Source organism: Afipia sp. 1NLS2 (genome assembly GCF_000178995.1).
Classification (GTDB): domain Bacteria; phylum Pseudomonadota; class Alphaproteobacteria; order Rhizobiales; family Xanthobacteraceae; genus Afipia.
The window spans coordinates 334,515-351,448 of the sequence record NZ_ADVZ01000003.1; the positions used below are offsets into that span (position 1 = coordinate 334,515).

Annotated in this window: 15 protein-coding genes; 11 read left to right on the forward strand and 4 right to left on the reverse strand. The window is 61.9% G+C overall.

From position 1 onward, the window contains the following. Positions 1 to 113 precede the first annotated feature (113 nt). The 4 genes from glmM (at position 114) to AFIDRAFT_RS13085 (ending at position 4,964) form a co-directional block, all read left to right on the forward strand. On the forward strand, positions 114 to 1,460 hold the full coding sequence (glmM, locus tag AFIDRAFT_RS13070) for a phosphoglucosamine mutase (RefSeq protein WP_009339969.1): 1,347 nt from the start codon (positions 114 to 116) through the stop codon (positions 1,458 to 1,460). 125 nt (positions 1,461 to 1,585) lie between these two features. Continuing rightward, on the forward strand, positions 1,586 to 2,830 hold the full coding sequence (locus AFIDRAFT_RS13075; protein ID WP_040298457.1) for an MFS transporter: 1,245 nt from the start codon (positions 1,586 to 1,588) through the stop codon (positions 2,828 to 2,830). Positions 2,831 to 3,182: 352 nt separating this feature from the next. Then, a complete protein-coding gene (locus AFIDRAFT_RS13080) occupies positions 3,183 to 3,995 on the forward strand; it encodes an outer membrane protein (protein WP_009339971.1) in 813 nt (270 codons plus the stop codon). Positions 3,996 to 4,136: 141 nt separating this feature from the next. After that, positions 4,137 to 4,964, forward strand: a complete 828-nt coding sequence (locus AFIDRAFT_RS13085; protein ID WP_009339972.1) for an outer membrane protein — start codon at positions 4,137 to 4,139, stop codon at positions 4,962 to 4,964. Positions 4,965 to 4,976: 12 nt separating this feature from the next. On the opposite strand, the gene AFIDRAFT_RS13090 is transcribed toward AFIDRAFT_RS13085, so the two are convergent. Further along, positions 4,977 to 5,807, reverse strand: coding sequence for an EamA family transporter (locus AFIDRAFT_RS13090; RefSeq protein ID WP_009339973.1), 831 nt, complete (start codon positions 5,805 to 5,807; stop codon positions 4,977 to 4,979). Between the two features lie 182 nt (positions 5,808 to 5,989). On the opposite strand from AFIDRAFT_RS13090, the gene AFIDRAFT_RS13095 reads away from it, so the two are divergent. The 3 genes from AFIDRAFT_RS13095 to AFIDRAFT_RS13105 all read left to right on the forward strand — a co-directional run bounded on the left by AFIDRAFT_RS13095 (position 5,990) and on the right by AFIDRAFT_RS13105 (position 9,924). Continuing rightward, positions 5,990 to 7,162 carry a phosphoserine transaminase gene (locus AFIDRAFT_RS13095; protein WP_009339974.1) on the forward strand — a complete coding sequence of 391 codons (1,173 nt, stop codon included), beginning with the start codon at positions 5,990 to 5,992 and terminating at the stop codon, positions 7,160 to 7,162. Positions 7,163 to 7,297: 135 nt separating this feature from the next. Next, positions 7,298 to 8,887, forward strand: coding sequence for a phosphoglycerate dehydrogenase (serA, locus tag AFIDRAFT_RS13100; protein ID WP_009339975.1), 1,590 nt, complete (start codon positions 7,298 to 7,300; stop codon positions 8,885 to 8,887). Positions 8,888 to 9,216: 329 nt separating this feature from the next. Further along, complete coding sequence (locus tag AFIDRAFT_RS13105) at positions 9,217 to 9,924, forward strand: hypothetical protein (protein WP_009339976.1); 708 nt, start codon at positions 9,217 to 9,219, stop codon at positions 9,922 to 9,924. 106 nt (positions 9,925 to 10,030) lie between these two features. Here AFIDRAFT_RS13105 and AFIDRAFT_RS13110 read toward each other — a convergent pair whose 3' ends face one another. Then, positions 10,031 to 10,951, reverse strand: a complete 921-nt coding sequence (locus AFIDRAFT_RS13110; protein WP_009339977.1) for a DMT family transporter — start codon at positions 10,949 to 10,951, stop codon at positions 10,031 to 10,033. A gap of 235 nt (positions 10,952 to 11,186) precedes the next feature. Between AFIDRAFT_RS13110 and AFIDRAFT_RS13115 the strand changes: the two genes are divergently transcribed. The 3 genes from AFIDRAFT_RS13115 to AFIDRAFT_RS13125 all read left to right on the forward strand — a co-directional run bounded on the left by AFIDRAFT_RS13115 (position 11,187) and on the right by AFIDRAFT_RS13125 (position 14,688). Further along, the gene (locus tag AFIDRAFT_RS13115) at positions 11,187 to 12,479 is read left to right on the forward strand and encodes an adenylosuccinate synthase (RefSeq protein WP_009339978.1); all 1,293 of its coding nucleotides are present in this window, start codon (positions 11,187 to 11,189) and stop codon (positions 12,477 to 12,479) included. Between the two features lie 62 nt (positions 12,480 to 12,541). Continuing rightward, on the forward strand, positions 12,542 to 14,083 hold the full coding sequence (locus AFIDRAFT_RS13120) for a hypothetical protein (protein WP_009339979.1): 1,542 nt from the start codon (positions 12,542 to 12,544) through the stop codon (positions 14,081 to 14,083). A gap of 2 nt (positions 14,084 to 14,085) precedes the next feature. Next, complete coding sequence (locus AFIDRAFT_RS13125; protein WP_040298458.1) at positions 14,086 to 14,688, forward strand: formyltransferase family protein; 603 nt, start codon at positions 14,086 to 14,088, stop codon at positions 14,686 to 14,688. 63 nt (positions 14,689 to 14,751) lie between these two features. On the opposite strand, the gene AFIDRAFT_RS13130 is transcribed toward AFIDRAFT_RS13125, so the two are convergent. Continuing rightward, a complete protein-coding gene (locus AFIDRAFT_RS13130) occupies positions 14,752 to 14,970 on the reverse strand; it encodes a hypothetical protein (RefSeq protein ID WP_009339981.1) in 219 nt (72 codons plus the stop codon). A 335-nt stretch (positions 14,971 to 15,305) separates the two neighbouring features. Between AFIDRAFT_RS13130 and AFIDRAFT_RS13135 the strand changes: the two genes are divergently transcribed. Beyond that, a complete protein-coding gene (locus tag AFIDRAFT_RS13135; protein ID WP_009339982.1) occupies positions 15,306 to 15,764 on the forward strand; it encodes a hypothetical protein in 459 nt (152 codons plus the stop codon). Positions 15,765 to 15,821: 57 nt separating this feature from the next. On the opposite strand, the gene rpoH is transcribed toward AFIDRAFT_RS13135, so the two are convergent. Continuing rightward, positions 15,822 to 16,721 (reverse strand): RNA polymerase sigma factor RpoH, encoded by a 900-nt coding sequence (rpoH, locus tag AFIDRAFT_RS13140; RefSeq protein WP_009339983.1) that lies wholly within the window; start codon positions 16,719 to 16,721, stop codon positions 15,822 to 15,824. Between the last annotated feature and the right edge of the window lie 213 nt (positions 16,722 to 16,934).

Sequence of the window (16,934 nt, forward strand, 5' to 3'; positions counted from 1 at the left end):
TTCATCATATTTTTTGAAGCGGCTTCAACCGCCTGCTCTTTATAAGAGAGCTTTCCTGGCGAAGCGCGCCGTTTTGGCAGCGTTCGCGGCGGGGTTCAGGATCAGGGGACAGCATGGTTCGCAAGTATTTTGGCACCGACGGTATTCGTGGCCGCGCCAATGGCCTGATTACGCCAGAGTTGGCGTTGAAGGTGGGGCAGGCCGCGGGACTCGTGTTCCAGCGCGGCGAATACCGGCATCGCGTCGTGATCGGCAAGGATACGCGGCTGTCCGGCTACATGATCGAGACCGCGATGGTCGCGGGCTTCACCTCCGTCGGCATGGACGTGCTGCTGCTTGGCCCCATTCCGACGCCGGCGGTGGCGATGCTGACCAAATCGATGCGCGCCGATCTCGGCGTCATGATCTCGGCTTCGCACAATCTGTTCGACGACAACGGCATCAAGCTGTTCGGCCCCTCCGGATTCAAATTGTCCGACGAGGTTGAGTTGCAGATCGAAGAACTGATGGACGAGAACATCGACAAGCGGCTGGCGCAGAGCGCGCATCTCGGCCGTGCCCGGCGCATCGATGGTGTCCATGACCGTTACATCGAATTCGCCAAGCGCACGCTGCCGCGCGATCTCAGCCTTGAAGGCCTGCGCGTGGTGGTCGATTGCGCCAACGGCGCCGCCTACAAGGTGGTGCCGGAAGCGCTGTGGGAATTGGGCGCGGATGTCATCACCATCGGCGCCGAGCCCGATGGCTTCAACATCAACAAGGAATGCGGGTCGACCTCTCCCGAGGCGCTGAGCCGCAAGGTTCGCGAGATGCGCGCCGATGTCGGCATCGCGCTCGACGGCGACGCGGATCGCGTGCTGGTGATCGACGAGCGCGGCCATCTGGTCGATGGCGACCAGTTGCTCGCCGTGATCGCGCAGAGCTGGAAGGAAGACGGCCGGCTGGCGAAGCCGGGCATCGTCGCCACCGTGATGTCGAATCTCGGCCTTGAACGCTTCCTGGCGGGCGAGGGTTTGTCGATGGTGCGTACGCCGGTCGGCGACCGCTACGTGCTCGAGCAGATGCTGGCGCAGGGTTACAATCTCGGCGGCGAGCCCTCCGGCCATATCATCATGTCGGACTTCACCACCACGGGCGATGGCTTCGTCGCGGCGTTGCAGGTGCTCGCCGTGGTGCAGAAGCTCGGCCGTCCGGTTTCGGAAGTGTGCCACCGTTTCGAGGCGCTGCCGCAGATCCTGAAGAACGTGCGTTACCGCACCGGCAAGCCGCTGGAGAATCCGCAGGTGAAGTCGGCGATCGCCGATGCCGAGAAGAAGCTGAACGGCAATGGCCGCCTCCTGGTGCGCTCATCGGGGACCGAACCGGTCATCCGCGTGATGGGCGAGGGCGATGACCGCGATCGGGTCGAGGAAGCGGTCGATATGATCGTATCGGCCTTGAGCTTCGGCGCGGCGGCCTGAATACCGCCGCCGGCGGGACCCTCGGCCGGGCCTGTTGCATTTCGGATATGACGAAAGCCGCCTAGCGGGCCGAAGAATCTGCCCATAGGTTGGAACGCTATTTTCAACCCGGCTCCGGTGCGCATTTGAACAAGCCAGTCATTCTTTCGGAAGATGTCACGGCGGCTCCCATCGTGACCGATGATCCGCCGCCCGCGCAGACGTCGACGGCGGCGTTCGCCGTGCTGGGCGCGGTGAGCCTGTCGCATCTCCTGAATGACCTGCTGCAATCGTTGCTGCCTTCGATCTATCCGATCCTGAAGGAGAATTACTCCCTCGACTTCAGCCAGATCGGCCTTATCACGCTGGCGTTCATGGTGACGTCGTCGCTGCTGCAGCCGTTGATCGGCATCTACACCGATCGTCACCCGAAGCCGCAATCGCTGGCGCTCGGGATGGGCTTCACCTTTGTCGGCATGATCCTGCTCAGTGTCGCTCATCACTACTATGTGATCCTGATCGCGGCCGCGCTGGTCGGTACCGGCTCGGCCGTCTTCCATCCAGAATCGGCGCGTATCGCCCGCGCAGCGTCGGGCGGGCGTTACGGCCTCGCGCAATCGGTGTTTCAGGTCGGCGGCAATTTCGGGCAGGCGCTTGGCCCGATGGCGGCGGCGCTGATCGTCGTGCCGTTCGGGCAGGGCAGCATCGTGGGTTTCTCCGGTGTGGCGGCGGTGGCCATCGTGATCCTGTGGCGGCTGGGAGCCTGGTACAAGCCGCGCATGAGGACACGGAAGCAGGCGCACGCGGAGCGTCAATCCGTGGGTCTGTCTTCGGGGCGCGTGAAATTCGCGTTGGTCGTGCTGGTGGTGCTGTGTTTTTCGAAGGCGTTCTATCTTGCCGGCATCAACAGCTACTACACCTTCTTCCTGATCCATAAGTTCGGCGTCTCGACGCAAACCGCGCAGATCTATCTGTTCGTGTTTCTCGCCGCGAGCGCCTGCGGCGTGTTCTTCGGCGGCCCGCTCGGAGATCGCTTTGGCCGCAAATACGTCATCTGGTTTTCGATCGTCGGCGCGCTGCCGTTCACGCTGATGCTGCCCTATGCCAGCCTGACCGGAAACCTCATGCTCAGCATTCTGATCGGCTTCATCATCTCCTCGGCGATGCCCGCGATCATCGTCTATGCGCAGGAGCTGATGCCGCATCGCTTTGGCATGATCTCCGGCCTGTTCTTCGGATTCGTGTTCGGCATCGGCGGCATCGGCGCGGCCGTGCTCGGCTATATCGCCGACCGCACCAGCATCGACTACGTCTATCAAGTGTGTGCGTTCCTGCCCGCGATCGGGTTGCTCGCGGTGTTCCTGCCGCAGCTCAAGCGTCAGCGCGCCTGACATTTTCCTTTCGTCATTGCGAGCCGTGCGCGACGAAGCAATCCAGCCTTGCTCGAGATGGATTGCTTCGCGGAGCCTGTCCTCGGGCGGCGCATGCGCCGACCCGTTGGCCCGCAATGACGGATGCTCGCTTGCCATTATGTCAGTGCGGCTGACTCATTGATCAACGTATCATTAACCACTGTGGCGCGCGCGTTAGCGAAGCGTTAATCGCATCTCTTCACCTGCATTAAAAATCGCGGTTAAGAATTAGGGTTAAGTGCGGCTTAAACATTTGGTGCCATCGTCCGACTGAGGATTTTTGAGTGAGGCCTTTGCGTCGTCCTGCCTCACTGGACGAAAGGACCATCCGATGCGTTACGTGAAATCCATTGTTGCTGCTGGTGCGGCTTCATTGTTGTCGGGCGCGGCGCTCGCCGCCGACCTGCCGATGCCTCCGCCTTACGTGCCGCCGCCGGTGGAGTTCGGTGGCTGGTATTTGCGTGGCGATATCGGTCTCAGCAATCAGAGCATCAAGGACCGGCATTACTCCCGGTACGATACCGATCTGGTCCCGGGTTCTCTGCAGCAGAACACGCATTTCGGCCAGGCGGGCATCTTCGGGGTCGGCGCAGGTTATCAGTTCAATTCGTGGTTCCGCATGGATGTGACGGGTGAGTATCGCGCCAGATCGAATTATACCGGGCGGGATACTTTCTTGGCCAATCCGAGTCCCGGGACCCCCGGTGCCGACAACTATAACGGCTACAAGTCGGAATGGCTTTTCCTGACCAACGCTTATGCTGATCTTGGTACATGGTGGTGCATCACGCCGTTCGTCGGCGCGGGCATCGGCGCGGCGCGTGTCACGTTGGGCGGCTTCAACGATCATCTCGACGATGGCACGCTCACCGGCATAGCGAGCGATGCTTCGAAGTGGAATTTCGCGTGGGCCTTGCACGCAGGCCTTGCCTACAAGATCTCGCCGAACTGGACGATGGAACTGGCCTATCGTTACGTCGACATGGGCAATGGCGCGACGGGCATCCTGTACAATACCAACGGAACGACGATCAATCAGGCGATGCACTTCAACCACATCACATCGCATGACGTGAAACTCGGCGTGCGCTGGGCGATCGATCCGGCGCCGGTGTATGCGCCGCCACTCATCACCAAGGGCTGATATCGCTACACGATATAATTTGAGAACGGCGCGGATTTCCGCGCCGTTTTCTTTTGCGCGAGGAGAGGTCTGCACACGATTGGTTAAGGTTAACAGGCCATGATTGGACAGGGTTAAGCGTTGGTATCGAGGAGCGTTGCGATGCGTCGGCTGGTGGTGGCGATGATGGTTGCGGGAGCGGCACAGGCCGCGCAGGCCGCGGATCTTCCGGATTTTTCAGCCTTGCGCGGGCCGGTCGGCATCAGCCGCGGTGTGGTCAACTGGCAGGGCTTCTATGCTGGCGGGCAGGCGGGCTATGGCTCGGCCGATATGAACTTTTCGAGTTCCAATAGCGCGATGATCGCGCAGTTGCTTGCCAATACAAATATCGAAAACGAGATGAATGTTTCCTCGTGGCCGCTGCTTGGTGGCAAGACGAACACCCACCAAAGTCAGGTTGGTGGATTCGTCGGCTACAACAGCCAATGGGACGACGTCGTGCTTGGCGTTGAAGCCAACTACATGCATGGGACATTTAGCGGGGCGTCCGTCTCTGCGCCCGTCAGCCGTGGCATGTTGCTGACGAGTGATTCTCTTTATCACATCGTCACGGTGAATTCGTCCAAGTCGATATCCATTAGCGATATGGGAACGATTAGAGCTCGTGCCGGATACGTTTGGGGCAATTTCATGCCCTACGTTTTTGGCGGTGCCGCGTTAGGGCGTGGCAATATCTACAGTGCCGTTTCCGTTTCGGATCAGAAAGGAGCGGATTCGGCCGCGGCGCAAGCCGCTACTCCCGTCACACTGTCGGCGAGCGACGGGATAAGCGGCAAGATGCTTTATGGCTACACCGCTGGCCTGGGCACCGAAGTGATGTTGTTCGGCAATGTCTTCGCGCGCGCGGAGTGGGAGTATATTCGCTTCGTCAACGCCGGTGCGGATGTGAACATCAACACCGTGCGCGGCGGCCTCGGCTACAAGTTCTGACGTTCTGAAAACTCACGCCAGCTTCAGCGCCGCGGCACCCGCGGCGATGAGCGCGGCAGTGACGAGGCGGCGCATGCCGCTGCGCTCGCGCAGGATCAGCGTCGAGATCGCAACGCCGAACAGCACGGATGTTTCGCGCAGCGCGGCGATCGCGGCGACGGGCGCCTGCGTCATCGCCCACAGCGCAAGACCATAAGCGCCGAGCTTGCAGCCGCCGCCGATCGTAGCCGTCAGGCCGCTCGTGCGCAGCATGCCCTCCACCTTCTTCCTGTCGCGCAGCCACACCAGCAGAAAAAGCGGGACGCCGCTCAAGAGGTTGAGCCACAGCACGTAGGACACCGAATTGCCGGAGAGCCGCACGCCGGTGCCATCCACGATCGTGTAGAGCGCGATCACCATCGCGTTGGTGACGGCGATCATCGTCGCGCGATGGCTGGCATGGCGATGGATCGCCAGCAGCAGGATGCCGCCGCAGATCAGGCCGATGCCTGCCCAGCTCGCCGGCGTCAGCGTTTCGCCGAGCACCTGCGCGCTGGCCAGCGCGACGATCAGCGGCGCGGTCCCGCGCATCAGCGGGTAGGTGTGGCCCATGTCTCCGGAGCGATAGGCCGCCGCGACCAGGATGAAGTAAATCTGGTGGATGGCGGCCGAAGCAATGACCCACGGCCAGCTTGCGGTTGCGGGCATTCCGGCAAAGGGCAGCGCGCAGGCCGCCATCACGGCAGCCGCACCCGCGACAAGGCCGGCTTCCTCGAGCTTGTTCTCGCCGGATTTGACGATGGCGTTCCAGCTCGCATGCATCATCGCGGCGAACAGGACGAGCAGGAGCACATGGGTCGGCATCGGCGGGTTTCCGTGTCGGCGTGATTGACCGCTATCCCTGTCACATTCACTAAACTGTCACAATCGGCGGCCGGGTATTGCTGCTCCCGCGAAATCGCTTGACCGGGCCGGGCTGCTTCGCGTATCCCCATCAGTGGGACACCTCCCCCCAACGGGAGGCTTACTATCTGGAAGGATAGATCATGACTGTAGCGAAGCCCGGCTCAAAGCCGAACGTGCCGCATTTTTCCTCCGGCCCCTGCGCCAAGCGCCCCGGATGGACCCCCGAAAATCTCAAGAACGCTGCCCTCGGTCGCTCGCATCGCGCGAAGATCGGCAAGGCCAAGCTCAAGCTCGCGATCGATCTGACGCGCGAGGTGCTTGAAGTTCCCGCCGACTACCGCATCGGCATCGTGCCTGCGTCCGATACCGGCGCCGTGGAAATGGCGCTGTGGTCACTGCTGGGCGCGCGCCCCGTCACCATGATCGCCTGGGAATCGTTCGGCGAGGGTTGGGTCACCGATGTGGTGAAGCAGCTCAAGCTCAAGGACGTGACCAAGCTGACCGCCGGTTATGGCGACATTCCCGACCTCGCCAAGGCCGATAAGAATTCCGACATCGTCTTCACCTGGAACGGCACGACCTCGGGCGTGCGCGTGCCGAACGCCGACTGGATCGCGGCGGACCGTGAAGGCCTGACGATCTGCGACGCCACCTCGGCGGCGTTCGCGCAGAAGCTCGATTGGGCCAAGCTCGATGTCACGACCTTCTCCTGGCAGAAGGCGCTGGGCAGCGAAGGCGGCCACGGCATGCTGATCCTGTCACCGCGCGCGGTGGCACGGCTCGAGAGCTACACGCCGGCATGGCCATTGCCCAAGATCTTCCGCATGACCAAGGGCGGCAAACTCATTGAGGGCATCTTCGTCGGCGAAACCATCAACACGCCCTCGATGCTTGCGCTGGAGGATTACCTCGACGCGCTGACCTGGGCGAAGTCGCTCGGCGGCCTCAAGGCGCTGATGGCGCGCGCCGACGCCAACACCAAGGTGCTGACCGACTGGCAGGCGAAAACGCCGTGGGTGGATTTCCTCGCAGCCGACAAGTCGATCCGCTCCAACACCTCGGTCTGTCTCAAGGTCGTCGATCCGGCGATCACCGCGTTGCCCGCCGATGCCCAGGCGGACTTCGCCAAGAAGCTCGTCGCTTTGGTGGAGAAGGAAGGCGCGGGTTACGACCTCGGCGCTTATCGCGACGCGCCCCCGGGTTTGCGCATCTGGTGCGGCGCGACGGTCGAGACCGCCGACGTTGCGGCGCTGACGCAATGGCTCGACTGGGCCTTTGCCGAGACCAAGGCTGCGCTGGCGAAAGCGGCGTAACGCATTACGCGATGTCATTCCGGGGCGCGCCAAAGGCGCGAACCCGGAATCCTCTGATGCTTTTCCCTTTCATGTCGAGATTCCGGGTTCGCTCACGCTGTTCGCGCCCGGAATGACGAACACAGGATCACTCCCATGACCAAACCCAAGGTTCTCATTTCAGACGCTTTGTCTCCTGCCGCCGTGCAGATCTTCAAGGATCGCGGCGTCGACGTCGATTTCCAGCCCGCGCTCGGCAAGGACAAGGACAAGCTTGCCGAGATCATCGGCAACTATGATGGCCTCGCCATCCGCTCCGCCACCAAGGCGACGGCGAAGATTCTCGCCAACGCCAAGAACCTCAAGGTGATCGGCCGTGCCGGTATCGGCGTCGACAACGTCGAAATCCCCGCCGCCACCGCGCGCGGCATCATCGTGATGAACACGCCGTTCGGCAATTCGATCACCACCGCCGAGCATGCGATCACGCTGATGCTGGCGCTGGCGCGCGAGATTCCGCAGGCCGATGCCTCGACGCAGGCCGGCAAGTGGGAGAAGAACCGCTTCATGGGCGTCGAGATCACCGGCAAGACGCTCGGCGTGATCGGCTGCGGCAATATCGGTGCGATCGTTGCTGACCGCGCGCTTGGCCTGAAGATGAAGGTGATCGCGTTCGATCCGTTCCTGTCGCCGGAGCGCGCCAAGGACATCGGCGTGGAGAAGGTTGAACTCGACGACCTGCTCAAGCGCGCCGACTTCATCACGCTGCACACTCCGCTCACCGACAAGACCCGCAACATTCTCGACGCCACCGCGATCAACAAGACCAAGAAGGGCGTGCGCATCATCAACTGCGCGCGCGGCGGTCTTGTGGACGAGACGGCGTTGCGGGCCGCGCTCGACAGCGGCCATGTCGCGGGTGCGGCGTTCGACGTGTTCGTCGAGGAGCCGGCCAAGGCCAATGTGCTGTTCGGCCACCCCAACGTGATCTGCACGCCGCATCTCGGCGCATCGACCTCGGAAGCACAGGAGAACGTCGCGTTGCAGGTCGCCGAGCAGATGTCGGATTACCTGCTGACCGGCGCGATCTCGAACGCGATCAATTTCCCGTCGATCACGGCGGAAGAAGCGCCGAAACTGAAGCCGTTCATCGAGCTGGCGGAAAAGCTCGGCTCGTTCGCGGGTCAACTCACCGAGAGCAACATCGCCAAGGTGCAGATCACTTACGAAGGTGCCGTTGCCGAGATGAAGGTGAAGGCGCTGACGGCGGCGGCGTTGTCCGGCCTGCTGCGTCCGATGCTGGGCGACGTCAACGTGGTGTCCGCGCCGGTCGTCGCCAAGGAACGCGGCATGGTGGTGGACGAAGTGCTGCGCGCGGCGGAAAGCGATTACGAGAGCGTCATCACCGTCACTGTGACCACGGAGAACATGGAGCGCTCGGTGTCCGGCACGGTGTATGCGGACGGTGCGCCGCGCCTCGTCAACATCAAGGGTATCCGCGTCGATGCCGAATTCGGCAAGTCGATGATCTACATCACCAACGAGGACAAGCCGGGCTTCATCGGCCAGTTCGCCTCGCTGCTTGGCGATGCCAAGGTCAACATCGCGACCTTCCATCTCGGCCGCAACCAGCAGGGCGGCGACGCCATCGCGCTGGTCGAGGTCGATGGACCGGTGCCTGCCGAGATTCTCGCCAAGGTCGCGAAGCTGCCGCATGTGAAGCAGGCAAAGGCGCTGACGTTCTGAACGCGTCAGCCCTGAAGGGCTTCTCCTAAACTTTGAAAGGCGGCTGCAACCGGATGGGTGCAGCCGCCTTTCGCGTTTGACAGGATGACTGACGATAATTAATTTAGAATCATTCTAATTATAGCAGGCTGCAAAGACAGCGACGGGGGCGAATAAGGTGGATTGTCCGGTCGCAGCGCGATTCCGTTGTGTCATCAGGCATATTCTGATCGGTGCCGCAGCGGCCTTTGGCCTCTCTGGCACCGCCGCCCATGCGACAGATGAGATCCAGGTCTACGACGCGTCGATTGCGGCGGTGGGCCAATGGACCATTCAGCAGCACCTCAATTATGTCGCGCGGTCAGTCCTTGCCGCCGTTTCCGGGAAGCTTTCGCTCCGATGGCAGCCTCAATGGCACGCCGGAATTCGCCTACGGCCTGACGGATTGGTGGGAGCTCGGCTTTTATCTGCCGTTCGCCGTGCAGGATCGGCAATTCCTGTCCGACGGCTTCAAGCTGCGAACCCTCTTTGTGTCGCCCAACGCCGGCCAGCGTGAGTTCTTCTACGGCGTCAATTTTGAGCTGGGCTACGAGACGCCGAAATTTTCCCAGACCCGATGGGGACTCGAAATTCGCCCGATCATCGGCATGCGAAAAGGCGACTACGAGTTCATCGTGAATCCGATCGTGGACATCGGGCTTGGCCGGTTGGGTGAAGCGGATTTCGCTCCGGCGTTCCGGGCAGCGAAGAAGGTTGCGCCGGATGTGCAGGTTGGCCTCGAATACTACGCGGATTTCGGCGAGATCGGCCGCTTCGCGGCGGTCCGCGATCAGCAGCACACACTGTTCGCGGTAACGGACTTCAAGGCCGGTGATTTCGATGTGAACTTCGGCGTGGGATATGGCCTCACGCCCGCTTCGGATCGTATCGTGATCAAGACAATCATCGGTTACGCCTTCCCGGTGCCGGGAAGCAAGCCGGACACTGCAGCGACCACGCTGAGAAATCCGTTCCGCGAGCAGAATACAGGCTTTAGGCCGAACGGATCATCATTCTGAGCGTATCCATGACCGGAGGTTTCCGAAGGGCGGCGGTGTCTTCTGCATGGCCGAAGCGCAGCCATTGGTGAAGCCGTTCTCGCGGCGGCCCCCGCGGTGTTTTTACTCAGGACTGCTTCGGCTTGCGCGCGGCGATCACCACACCGGCGAACACCAGTGCGTAGCCGACGATATGATACAGATGCGGCTCCTCGCCGAGCAGCCCGATCGCCATCGCCGATCCGAACACCGGAATCAGATGCAGGAACGGTGCGCTCCGGTTGGCGCCGATCAGTTCGATGCCGCGATTGTAGAACAGATAGGCGAGCGTCGAGGGGAAGATCGCGACATAGGCGAGAATCGGAATGGTGTGGGCATTCAGCGGCGTGACGCGACCTGATGCCATTTCCCATAAAAACAGCGGCAGGATGAACAGCGACCCAACCCCGCAGTTGAATGCGAGGAAGGAGAGCTGCTTCAGCGCCAGCCGCCGTGAGGCGAGCGCGGAATAAAGCCCGAAGACGAACAGCGCCACGGTGTAGCCGATGTCGCCTTTGTTGAAGTGAATTTGCAGCAGGGTCGACAACTGACCTTGCAGGATGATGGTTAGCACGCCCGTCAGCGAAATCACGATGCCGAACGCCTGCATCCATGTCAGGCGCACGTTGAACAGCACCAGCGCGAACAGGGCCACGTAGAGCGGGCCGGAGGATTGCAGCAGCAGCGCGTTGAGCGCCGTGGTGTATTGCAGGCTCCAGTAGCCGAGCGTGTTGAAGGTCGCGACGCCGGTGAAGGCGAGCAGGATCATCATGCCGAGGTTTCGGCGGATGGTTGGCCAATCAGCGACGAGGCCGGACCATGCGAACGGCAGCAGGGACAGGAAAGCCAGTTGCCAGCGCAGGTATGACAATGCCATCGGGGGAATCTGCCCGGCGGCATAGCGGCCGATGACGATGTTTCCCGCCCAGAACAGCATGGTGAGGCAGAGCAACAGATAGGGCCTGTCCATCAGGCGCAGGGACGGAAAAAGCGGCTTGGGCGGGGTCATGTCGGCAGTGGTACCAGTGAGTCGGTGGAATTCCGGCAATGTTACGATTTATCTGGGGATATCAATAGTTTGCCGACATGGTCATGCCTCCGTCAGAGGGCTGTTTTGCTTGCGTCACATCCCATCATCCTTTATCGGGTGGGGGCCTGGCATGCGAGCGTTCCTGCCGGTAGGCGCAGCCGTGTCCGGTTGCTTGAGATGAACGTAAGGATGCTTCCGAAAATGGCTTACCCCAATGGCTAATGTTGTGGTCGTCGGCGCTCAGTGGGGCGACGAAGGGAAGGGCAAGATCGTCGACTGGCTGTCAGAGCAGGCTGACATCGTCGTTCGTTTCCAGGGCGGGCACAATGCCGGCCATACACTTGTCATCAACGGCAAGACCTACAAGCTCGCATTGCTGCCATCCGGCGTGGTGCGGCCCTCGAAGCTGTCGGTCATCGGCAACGGCGTGGTGTTCGATCCGCAGGCGTTTGTCACGGAAGTGGCGCGGCTGAAGGAGCAGGGCGTCGCGGTGTCTCCCGACAATCTGCGCGTCGCTGAAAACGTGACGCTGATTTTACCGCTGCATCGCGAGCTCGATGCGGTGCGCGAGAACGCCAGCAAGGCGACCGCGATCGGTACCACCCAGCGCGGCATCGGCCCCGCCTATGAAGACAAGGTCGGCCGCCGCGCGATCCGCCTGATGGATCTCGCCGATCCGCAGACCTTGCCGCACAAGATCGAGCGGTTGCTGGCGCACCACAATGCGTTGCGACGGGGTCTTTCGCTTCCGGAGATCGATCCGGGTCTGGTCTTGAAAGAACTCGCGGAAGTCGCGCCGCAGGTGCTGCCTTATGCGGATTCGGTCTGGAATCTGCTCGACCACAAGCGCCGCGAGGGCAAGCGCATCCTGTTCGAGGGTGCGCAGGGCGCGTTGCTCGATGTCGATCACGGCACCTATCCCTACGTCACTTCATCGAACACGGTCGCGGCTTCGGCAGCGACCGGTTCGGGCATGGGCCCGAGTTCGCTCGGCTACGTGCTCGGCATCTGCAAGGCCTACACCACGCGCGTCGGCATGGGTCCTTTCCCGACGGAACTGACCGACGCGACCGGCGAACTGATCGGCCAGCGCGGCCGCGAATTCGGCGTCAACACCGGCCGCAAGCGCCGCTGTGGCTGGTTCGATGCGATGTTGGTCCGTCAGACCGTTCGCACCTGCGGCATTCACGGCCTCGCTCTGACCAAACTCGACATTCTCGACGGCTTCGAGGAGATCAAGGTTTGTGTCGGCTACGAGCTCGATGGTAAAGAGATCGACCATTTGCCGGCAGGCGAGGGTGCTCAGGCGCGGGTCAAACCGATCTATGAGACCATCGAAGGCTGGCAGGAGCCGACCGCGAACGCGCGTTCGTGGGCGGATCTTCCGGCACAGGCGATCAAATATGTCAGGCGTGTGGAAGAACTGGTGGGGTGTTCGGTTGCCCTGCTTTCCACAAGCCCCGAACGCGAAGATACTATTCTGGTGCAAAATCCATTCGAGGCGTGATGTCATGACAAACATGCGCCTCGGCAATCGGGTTGTGTAAAGGGTTCGCCGGCTGAACAAGAATGGCTGATTATTATCCCCTCATCGCGCGTGCCGTCGCCGGCCTCGATCCCAACGCTTCAGGGGAAAGCCGGCGTGCTTTGTATGAGCGCGCCCGTACGGCGCTGATCGCCCAGTTGCGCGGCGTGCAGCCGCCTCTCACCGAAGCTGAAATCACCCGCGAGCGCCTTGCGCTGGAAGAAGCCGTCCGCAAGGTCGAGGCGGAAGCCGCTCATCGCATGCGGGGAGAATCGCATCGTTCCGAGCCGCCGCGCGGCAGGCCGGAAGCCCCGCCCCGCGAAGGTCCGCGCCGGGGCGACATTCTGCGGGACAGCGCGCGTGCCGCGACCGGTGCGCGTGCCGCGCAGCCCGGCGCTCCGATGGCTCGCCCGACTGTATCGCGTAACGATGCACCACCGCCTTTCGAGGATCGCTCTCGCGTCCCCGGCCGTCCGCGCGGGCCGGAGCCGGATTCATTTTCCGGGCAGCCGCATGCACCGGCAGGTCAGGGGCAGGGTCGTCCGCCACATCCGCAGGGTGGCGTCGGGACGCGCGGATTCCGCGATGTCGTCGCCGATACCGATGAACTCGGCCGCGCCGCTTCGCAGGCCAACCGCTCGGCACGCAAGACGTTTGCCAACGTGTCCTCGCCGACGCCGGAGTTCGATCGTTCCGAGCCGGACATGGAACAACGCGGTGCGTATTCCGGCTATCCCGATGACGAATCCTATGAGGAGTTGACCGGCCACGAGCCTGCGCCCGCGAAAGTGCGGCGCGGCTATGACAGCGGTCCCGAGAAAATGCGCAGCGGTTTTCCGCTCAAGGGCGTGCTGTTCGCGGGTCTGGCGCTCATTCTGATCGGCGGCGGCATTCTCGGCTATCAGAAGTACGGCGCGTCGATGAAGTCGATGTTCAAGTCGTCGCCGCGGACTGCGATACAGAACGGGGCAGGCAGCGACACCGGCGTCCGTCCGAAGATTACCGACCGGGTCGGGCAATCGGATTCCAACCAGCAGGTCGCGCAGGTCGCGCAGCGCGCGATCCTCTATGAAGAGGATTCGTCCGATCCGCAGGGCAAGCAGACTGTCGGCACTGTGGTGTGGCGTCTCGATCAGGTCGCGGCGTCGCCGAAGCAGAAGCCGGACACCGCGATCAAGGCCGACGTCGAATTGCCCGACCGCAAGATGAAGGTGGCGCTGACGATCATGCGCAACACCGATCCGTCGATGCCGGCGACCAGCCATACGATGGAGATCGTGTTCACGGTCGGCCCCGATTTCGGTACCACGATCGCGAATGTGCCGGGTGTCTACGCCAAATCGCCGGATCAGCCGCGCGGCACGCCGCTCGCGGCCACGTCGGTCAAGGTGCAGGACGGCTATTTCCTGATCGGTCTTTCCAATGTCGATGTCGATCGCGCCCGCAACATTCAGGTGCTGAAGGAGCGTTCCTCGCTCGACATTCCGATTGTCTATGGCAACGGCAAGCGCGCCATCCTGTCGATCGAGAAGGGCTCGCCGGGCGAGCGCACCTTCAACGAAGCCTTCTCAGCCTGGGGACAATGACCTTGCGGATTACGCTCGCCGGCTCCCGTCATTTCGGAGTGAAAACGCTCGAGATGCTTCTCGCCCATGGCGTGGAGATCGCGGGCGTGATCGTGGCCGACGGCGAGGATCGTCTGGCGGCGGCCGCCCGCGCCGCGGGGCTTCATGTTCATGTGCAGGCCCACCCCAAGGTGATCGAAGCCTCGGAGATTCCGCCGGGCACCGACCTCATCATCACCGCGCACAGCCATGCCAAGGTGACGGAGGAGGCGCTCGCGGCCTCGCGTCTCGGCGGCATCGGCTATCACCCCTCGCTGTTGCCGCGCCATCGCGGCATCGCCGCGGTTGAGTGGACGATCAATGAAGGCGACCCGGTGACGGGCGGCACGATCTATCATCTCGCCGAGAAGATGGATGGCGGCGCGATCGCCGCGCAGGAATGGTGTTTCGTCAAGAAAGGCGAAACCGCGCGTGAACTCTGGGAGCGGGCGCTGGCGCCGCTCGGCCTCAAGCTGATGGCGCGCGTGATCGATCATGCCAAGGCATTCGGATCCCTGCCGTCCAAGCCGCAGGACGAGCAGTTCGCGACGCAGGCGCCGCGCATCAAGGCTCCCGTCGAAGCGTAAGCCAAAATGAAAATGCCCGGCATAGACCGGGCATTGCATCTCTCTTCCTTCCGTCTTTGTGCGTCAGGCCGCAGGCGTTTCGCCCTCGCGGACTGCAAACGTGACGAGATCGACGGCGTCGGTGACGCCTTCGGCGGCACGCCGCACGATGGTCTCGGCCATCTTGGCCTTGGTTGCGGGCGTTCTGTTCTGCTCGGCGATCTGGGCGACGGCGATGTTGAGCACTTCGCGTAAGGCAGCCACGGTTTCTGCGCTGAAAGTTTCTGGCGGACGATTGATCATGCGCGTCTCCTTGCTTGAATGGCTGGCGCACCATCGAGGTGCATTGAGGCGGTTGTGAGTCGAGTGAGAGTGAAAGAAAGCAAATCGGCGTGCGCGGATTCAGAATTCTTCAATTCATATTTTCTTCATGCTTTGCATCATGACGTGTTTGTAAGATCGTTTGTCGATGGCGCGTTATGACCGCACTACATCTTGTGCAACGCATGTGGTGATGACGATTAGTCGCTTTGGAATCGATATCGGTTCAAAATTCCCGGGCCTTCGCCGACCCTTTCATTTTCCCTTGATCGATCGATGGCCCCGGCCCATCCTCGGTTCCGGCTGGAGGATAGTTCATGAATTTCACAACAACGCGACGCCTGTCGTTTGGAATAGGTCTGATCTCGCTGCTGTCGGGCAGCCCGCTGCTGGCCGATGAGGAACTCAGCCTTTCCTTTCTGGACAAGAATGATTTTTATCTCTCGTCCGCCGGGTTCAAGGTGCAACTGGCGAACGGACCCAAGGGGGAGAAAGCGCTGCACGCCTTGCCGCCGCATCGTTTCGTGATTCACACCGTTAACGGCGTGGCGCGCTATCTGTTTGCCGATCCCAAGCGATGCGTCTGCATCTTCGTCGGCAACAAGGACAATTATCTGTCGTATCGCTCGATCCTGTCGCAGCCGCTGGGCGCCGCGCCCAACAATGTCGAGGCCGATTACAAGACCAATGCGTTGACGATGCTGAACGCCCCGCTGGGCGGCAATGACATTTACGATCCGGATTCGCTCTCGGCATTTTTGCAGGATTATTACTGACGAAAAAGCCGGCGTTTCCGCCGGCTTTCATCTCTATTCGATAGCGAAGCGAGTGCCTCAGTAGGCGGCCTCAAGGGCTGCCTGCTCCTGGCGCGCCACGGTGCTCTTGACCGCAGCCTGCACCTTCTCGAAGGCGCGGACCTCGATCTGGCGCACGCGCTCGCGCGAGACGCCGAACTCCGCGGCAAGATCCTCGAGCGTCATCGGCTCTTCGGCCAGACGTCGCGCTTCGAAAATGCGGCGCTCGCGCGGGTTGAGCACGCCCATCGCGCCGGTCAGCGCGTTGCGGCGGTGATCATATTCCTCGCTTTCCGCCATGATGGCTTCCTGGTTGGGCGAGGTATCGACCAGCCAGTCCTGCCATTCGCCGGGCTCGCCGTCGTCGCGGATCGGCGCGTTGAGCGAGGCATCGCCGCCGAGGCGGCGGTTCATGTCGATCACGTCGCGCTCGGTCACGCCGAGACGCTTGGCGATCAGCTTGACCTGATCCTCGCGCATGTCGCCTTCTTCCAGCGCCGAGATCTTGCTCTTGGCCTTGCGCAGGTTGAAGAACAGCTTCTTCTGGTTCGCGGTGGTGCCCATCTTCACGAGCGACCACGAACGCAGGATGTATTCCTGGATCGACGCCTTGATCCACCACATCGCGTAGGTGGCGAGGCGGAATCCCTTTTCAGGCTCGAAGCGCTTCACCGCCTGCATCAGGCCGACATTGCCTTCCGAGACGACCTCGGAGATCGGCAGGCCGTAGCCGCGATAGCCCATGGCAATTTTCGCCACGAGCCGCAGATGGCTGGTCACGAGTCTATGCGCCGCATCCCGGTCGTCATGCTCGCGCCAACGCTTGGCGAGCATGTATTCCTCCTGCGGTTCAAGCATCGGGAATTTGCGGATTTCGGCGAGGTAATGGGAAAGACCGGATTCTCCGTTGAGAACCGGCAGAGTGGCTGTCCGGGCCATGTGGGTGCGCCCTCCGTTGTTCAGGCCCCCGACATCGGCGGGCCAGGCAGGCTGCTGCTTTGTCAAAGCCAGCGGAGCTGCAATGTTCCGCGACGGGACATCTCCGTCACGCAGGTGCAGCATACCCGAGGGGAGCGAAAAGGGGAAGAACAAAACGGGGTCACGAAGCCGTGACGCCTGTTAAATGTATGTAACCTTAGAGTTTTCTCAATT

Coding starts and splice junctions, on each gene's coding strand:
- AFIDRAFT_RS13090 (WP_009339973.1), bottom strand. CDS start 5,807: ATGCCGACCCATGTGCTCCTGCTCGTCCTGTTCGCCGCGATGATGCAT.
- rpoH (WP_009339983.1), bottom strand. CDS start 16,721: ATGGCCCGGACAGCCACTCTGCCGGTTCTCAACGGAGAATCCGGTCTT.
- AFIDRAFT_RS13105 (WP_009339976.1), top strand. CDS start 9,217: ATGTCGCGCGGTCAGTCCTTGCCGCCGTTTCCGGGAAGCTTTCGCTCC.
- AFIDRAFT_RS13115 (WP_009339978.1), top strand. CDS start 11,187: ATGGCTAATGTTGTGGTCGTCGGCGCTCAGTGGGGCGACGAAGGGAAG.
- AFIDRAFT_RS13120 (WP_009339979.1), top strand. CDS start 12,542: ATGGCTGATTATTATCCCCTCATCGCGCGTGCCGTCGCCGGCCTCGAT.
- AFIDRAFT_RS13095 (WP_009339974.1), top strand. CDS start 5,990: ATGACTGTAGCGAAGCCCGGCTCAAAGCCGAACGTGCCGCATTTTTCC.
- AFIDRAFT_RS13110 (WP_009339977.1), bottom strand. CDS start 10,951: ATGACCCCGCCCAAGCCGCTTTTTCCGTCCCTGCGCCTGATGGACAGG.
- AFIDRAFT_RS13085 (WP_009339972.1), top strand. CDS start 4,137: ATGCGTCGGCTGGTGGTGGCGATGATGGTTGCGGGAGCGGCACAGGCC.
- glmM (WP_009339969.1), top strand. CDS start 114: ATGGTTCGCAAGTATTTTGGCACCGACGGTATTCGTGGCCGCGCCAAT.
- serA (WP_009339975.1), top strand. CDS start 7,298: ATGACCAAACCCAAGGTTCTCATTTCAGACGCTTTGTCTCCTGCCGCC.
- AFIDRAFT_RS13080 (WP_009339971.1), top strand. CDS start 3,183: ATGCGTTACGTGAAATCCATTGTTGCTGCTGGTGCGGCTTCATTGTTG.
- AFIDRAFT_RS13130 (WP_009339981.1), bottom strand. CDS start 14,970: ATGATCAATCGTCCGCCAGAAACTTTCAGCGCAGAAACCGTGGCTGCC.
- AFIDRAFT_RS13135 (WP_009339982.1), top strand. CDS start 15,306: ATGAATTTCACAACAACGCGACGCCTGTCGTTTGGAATAGGTCTGATC.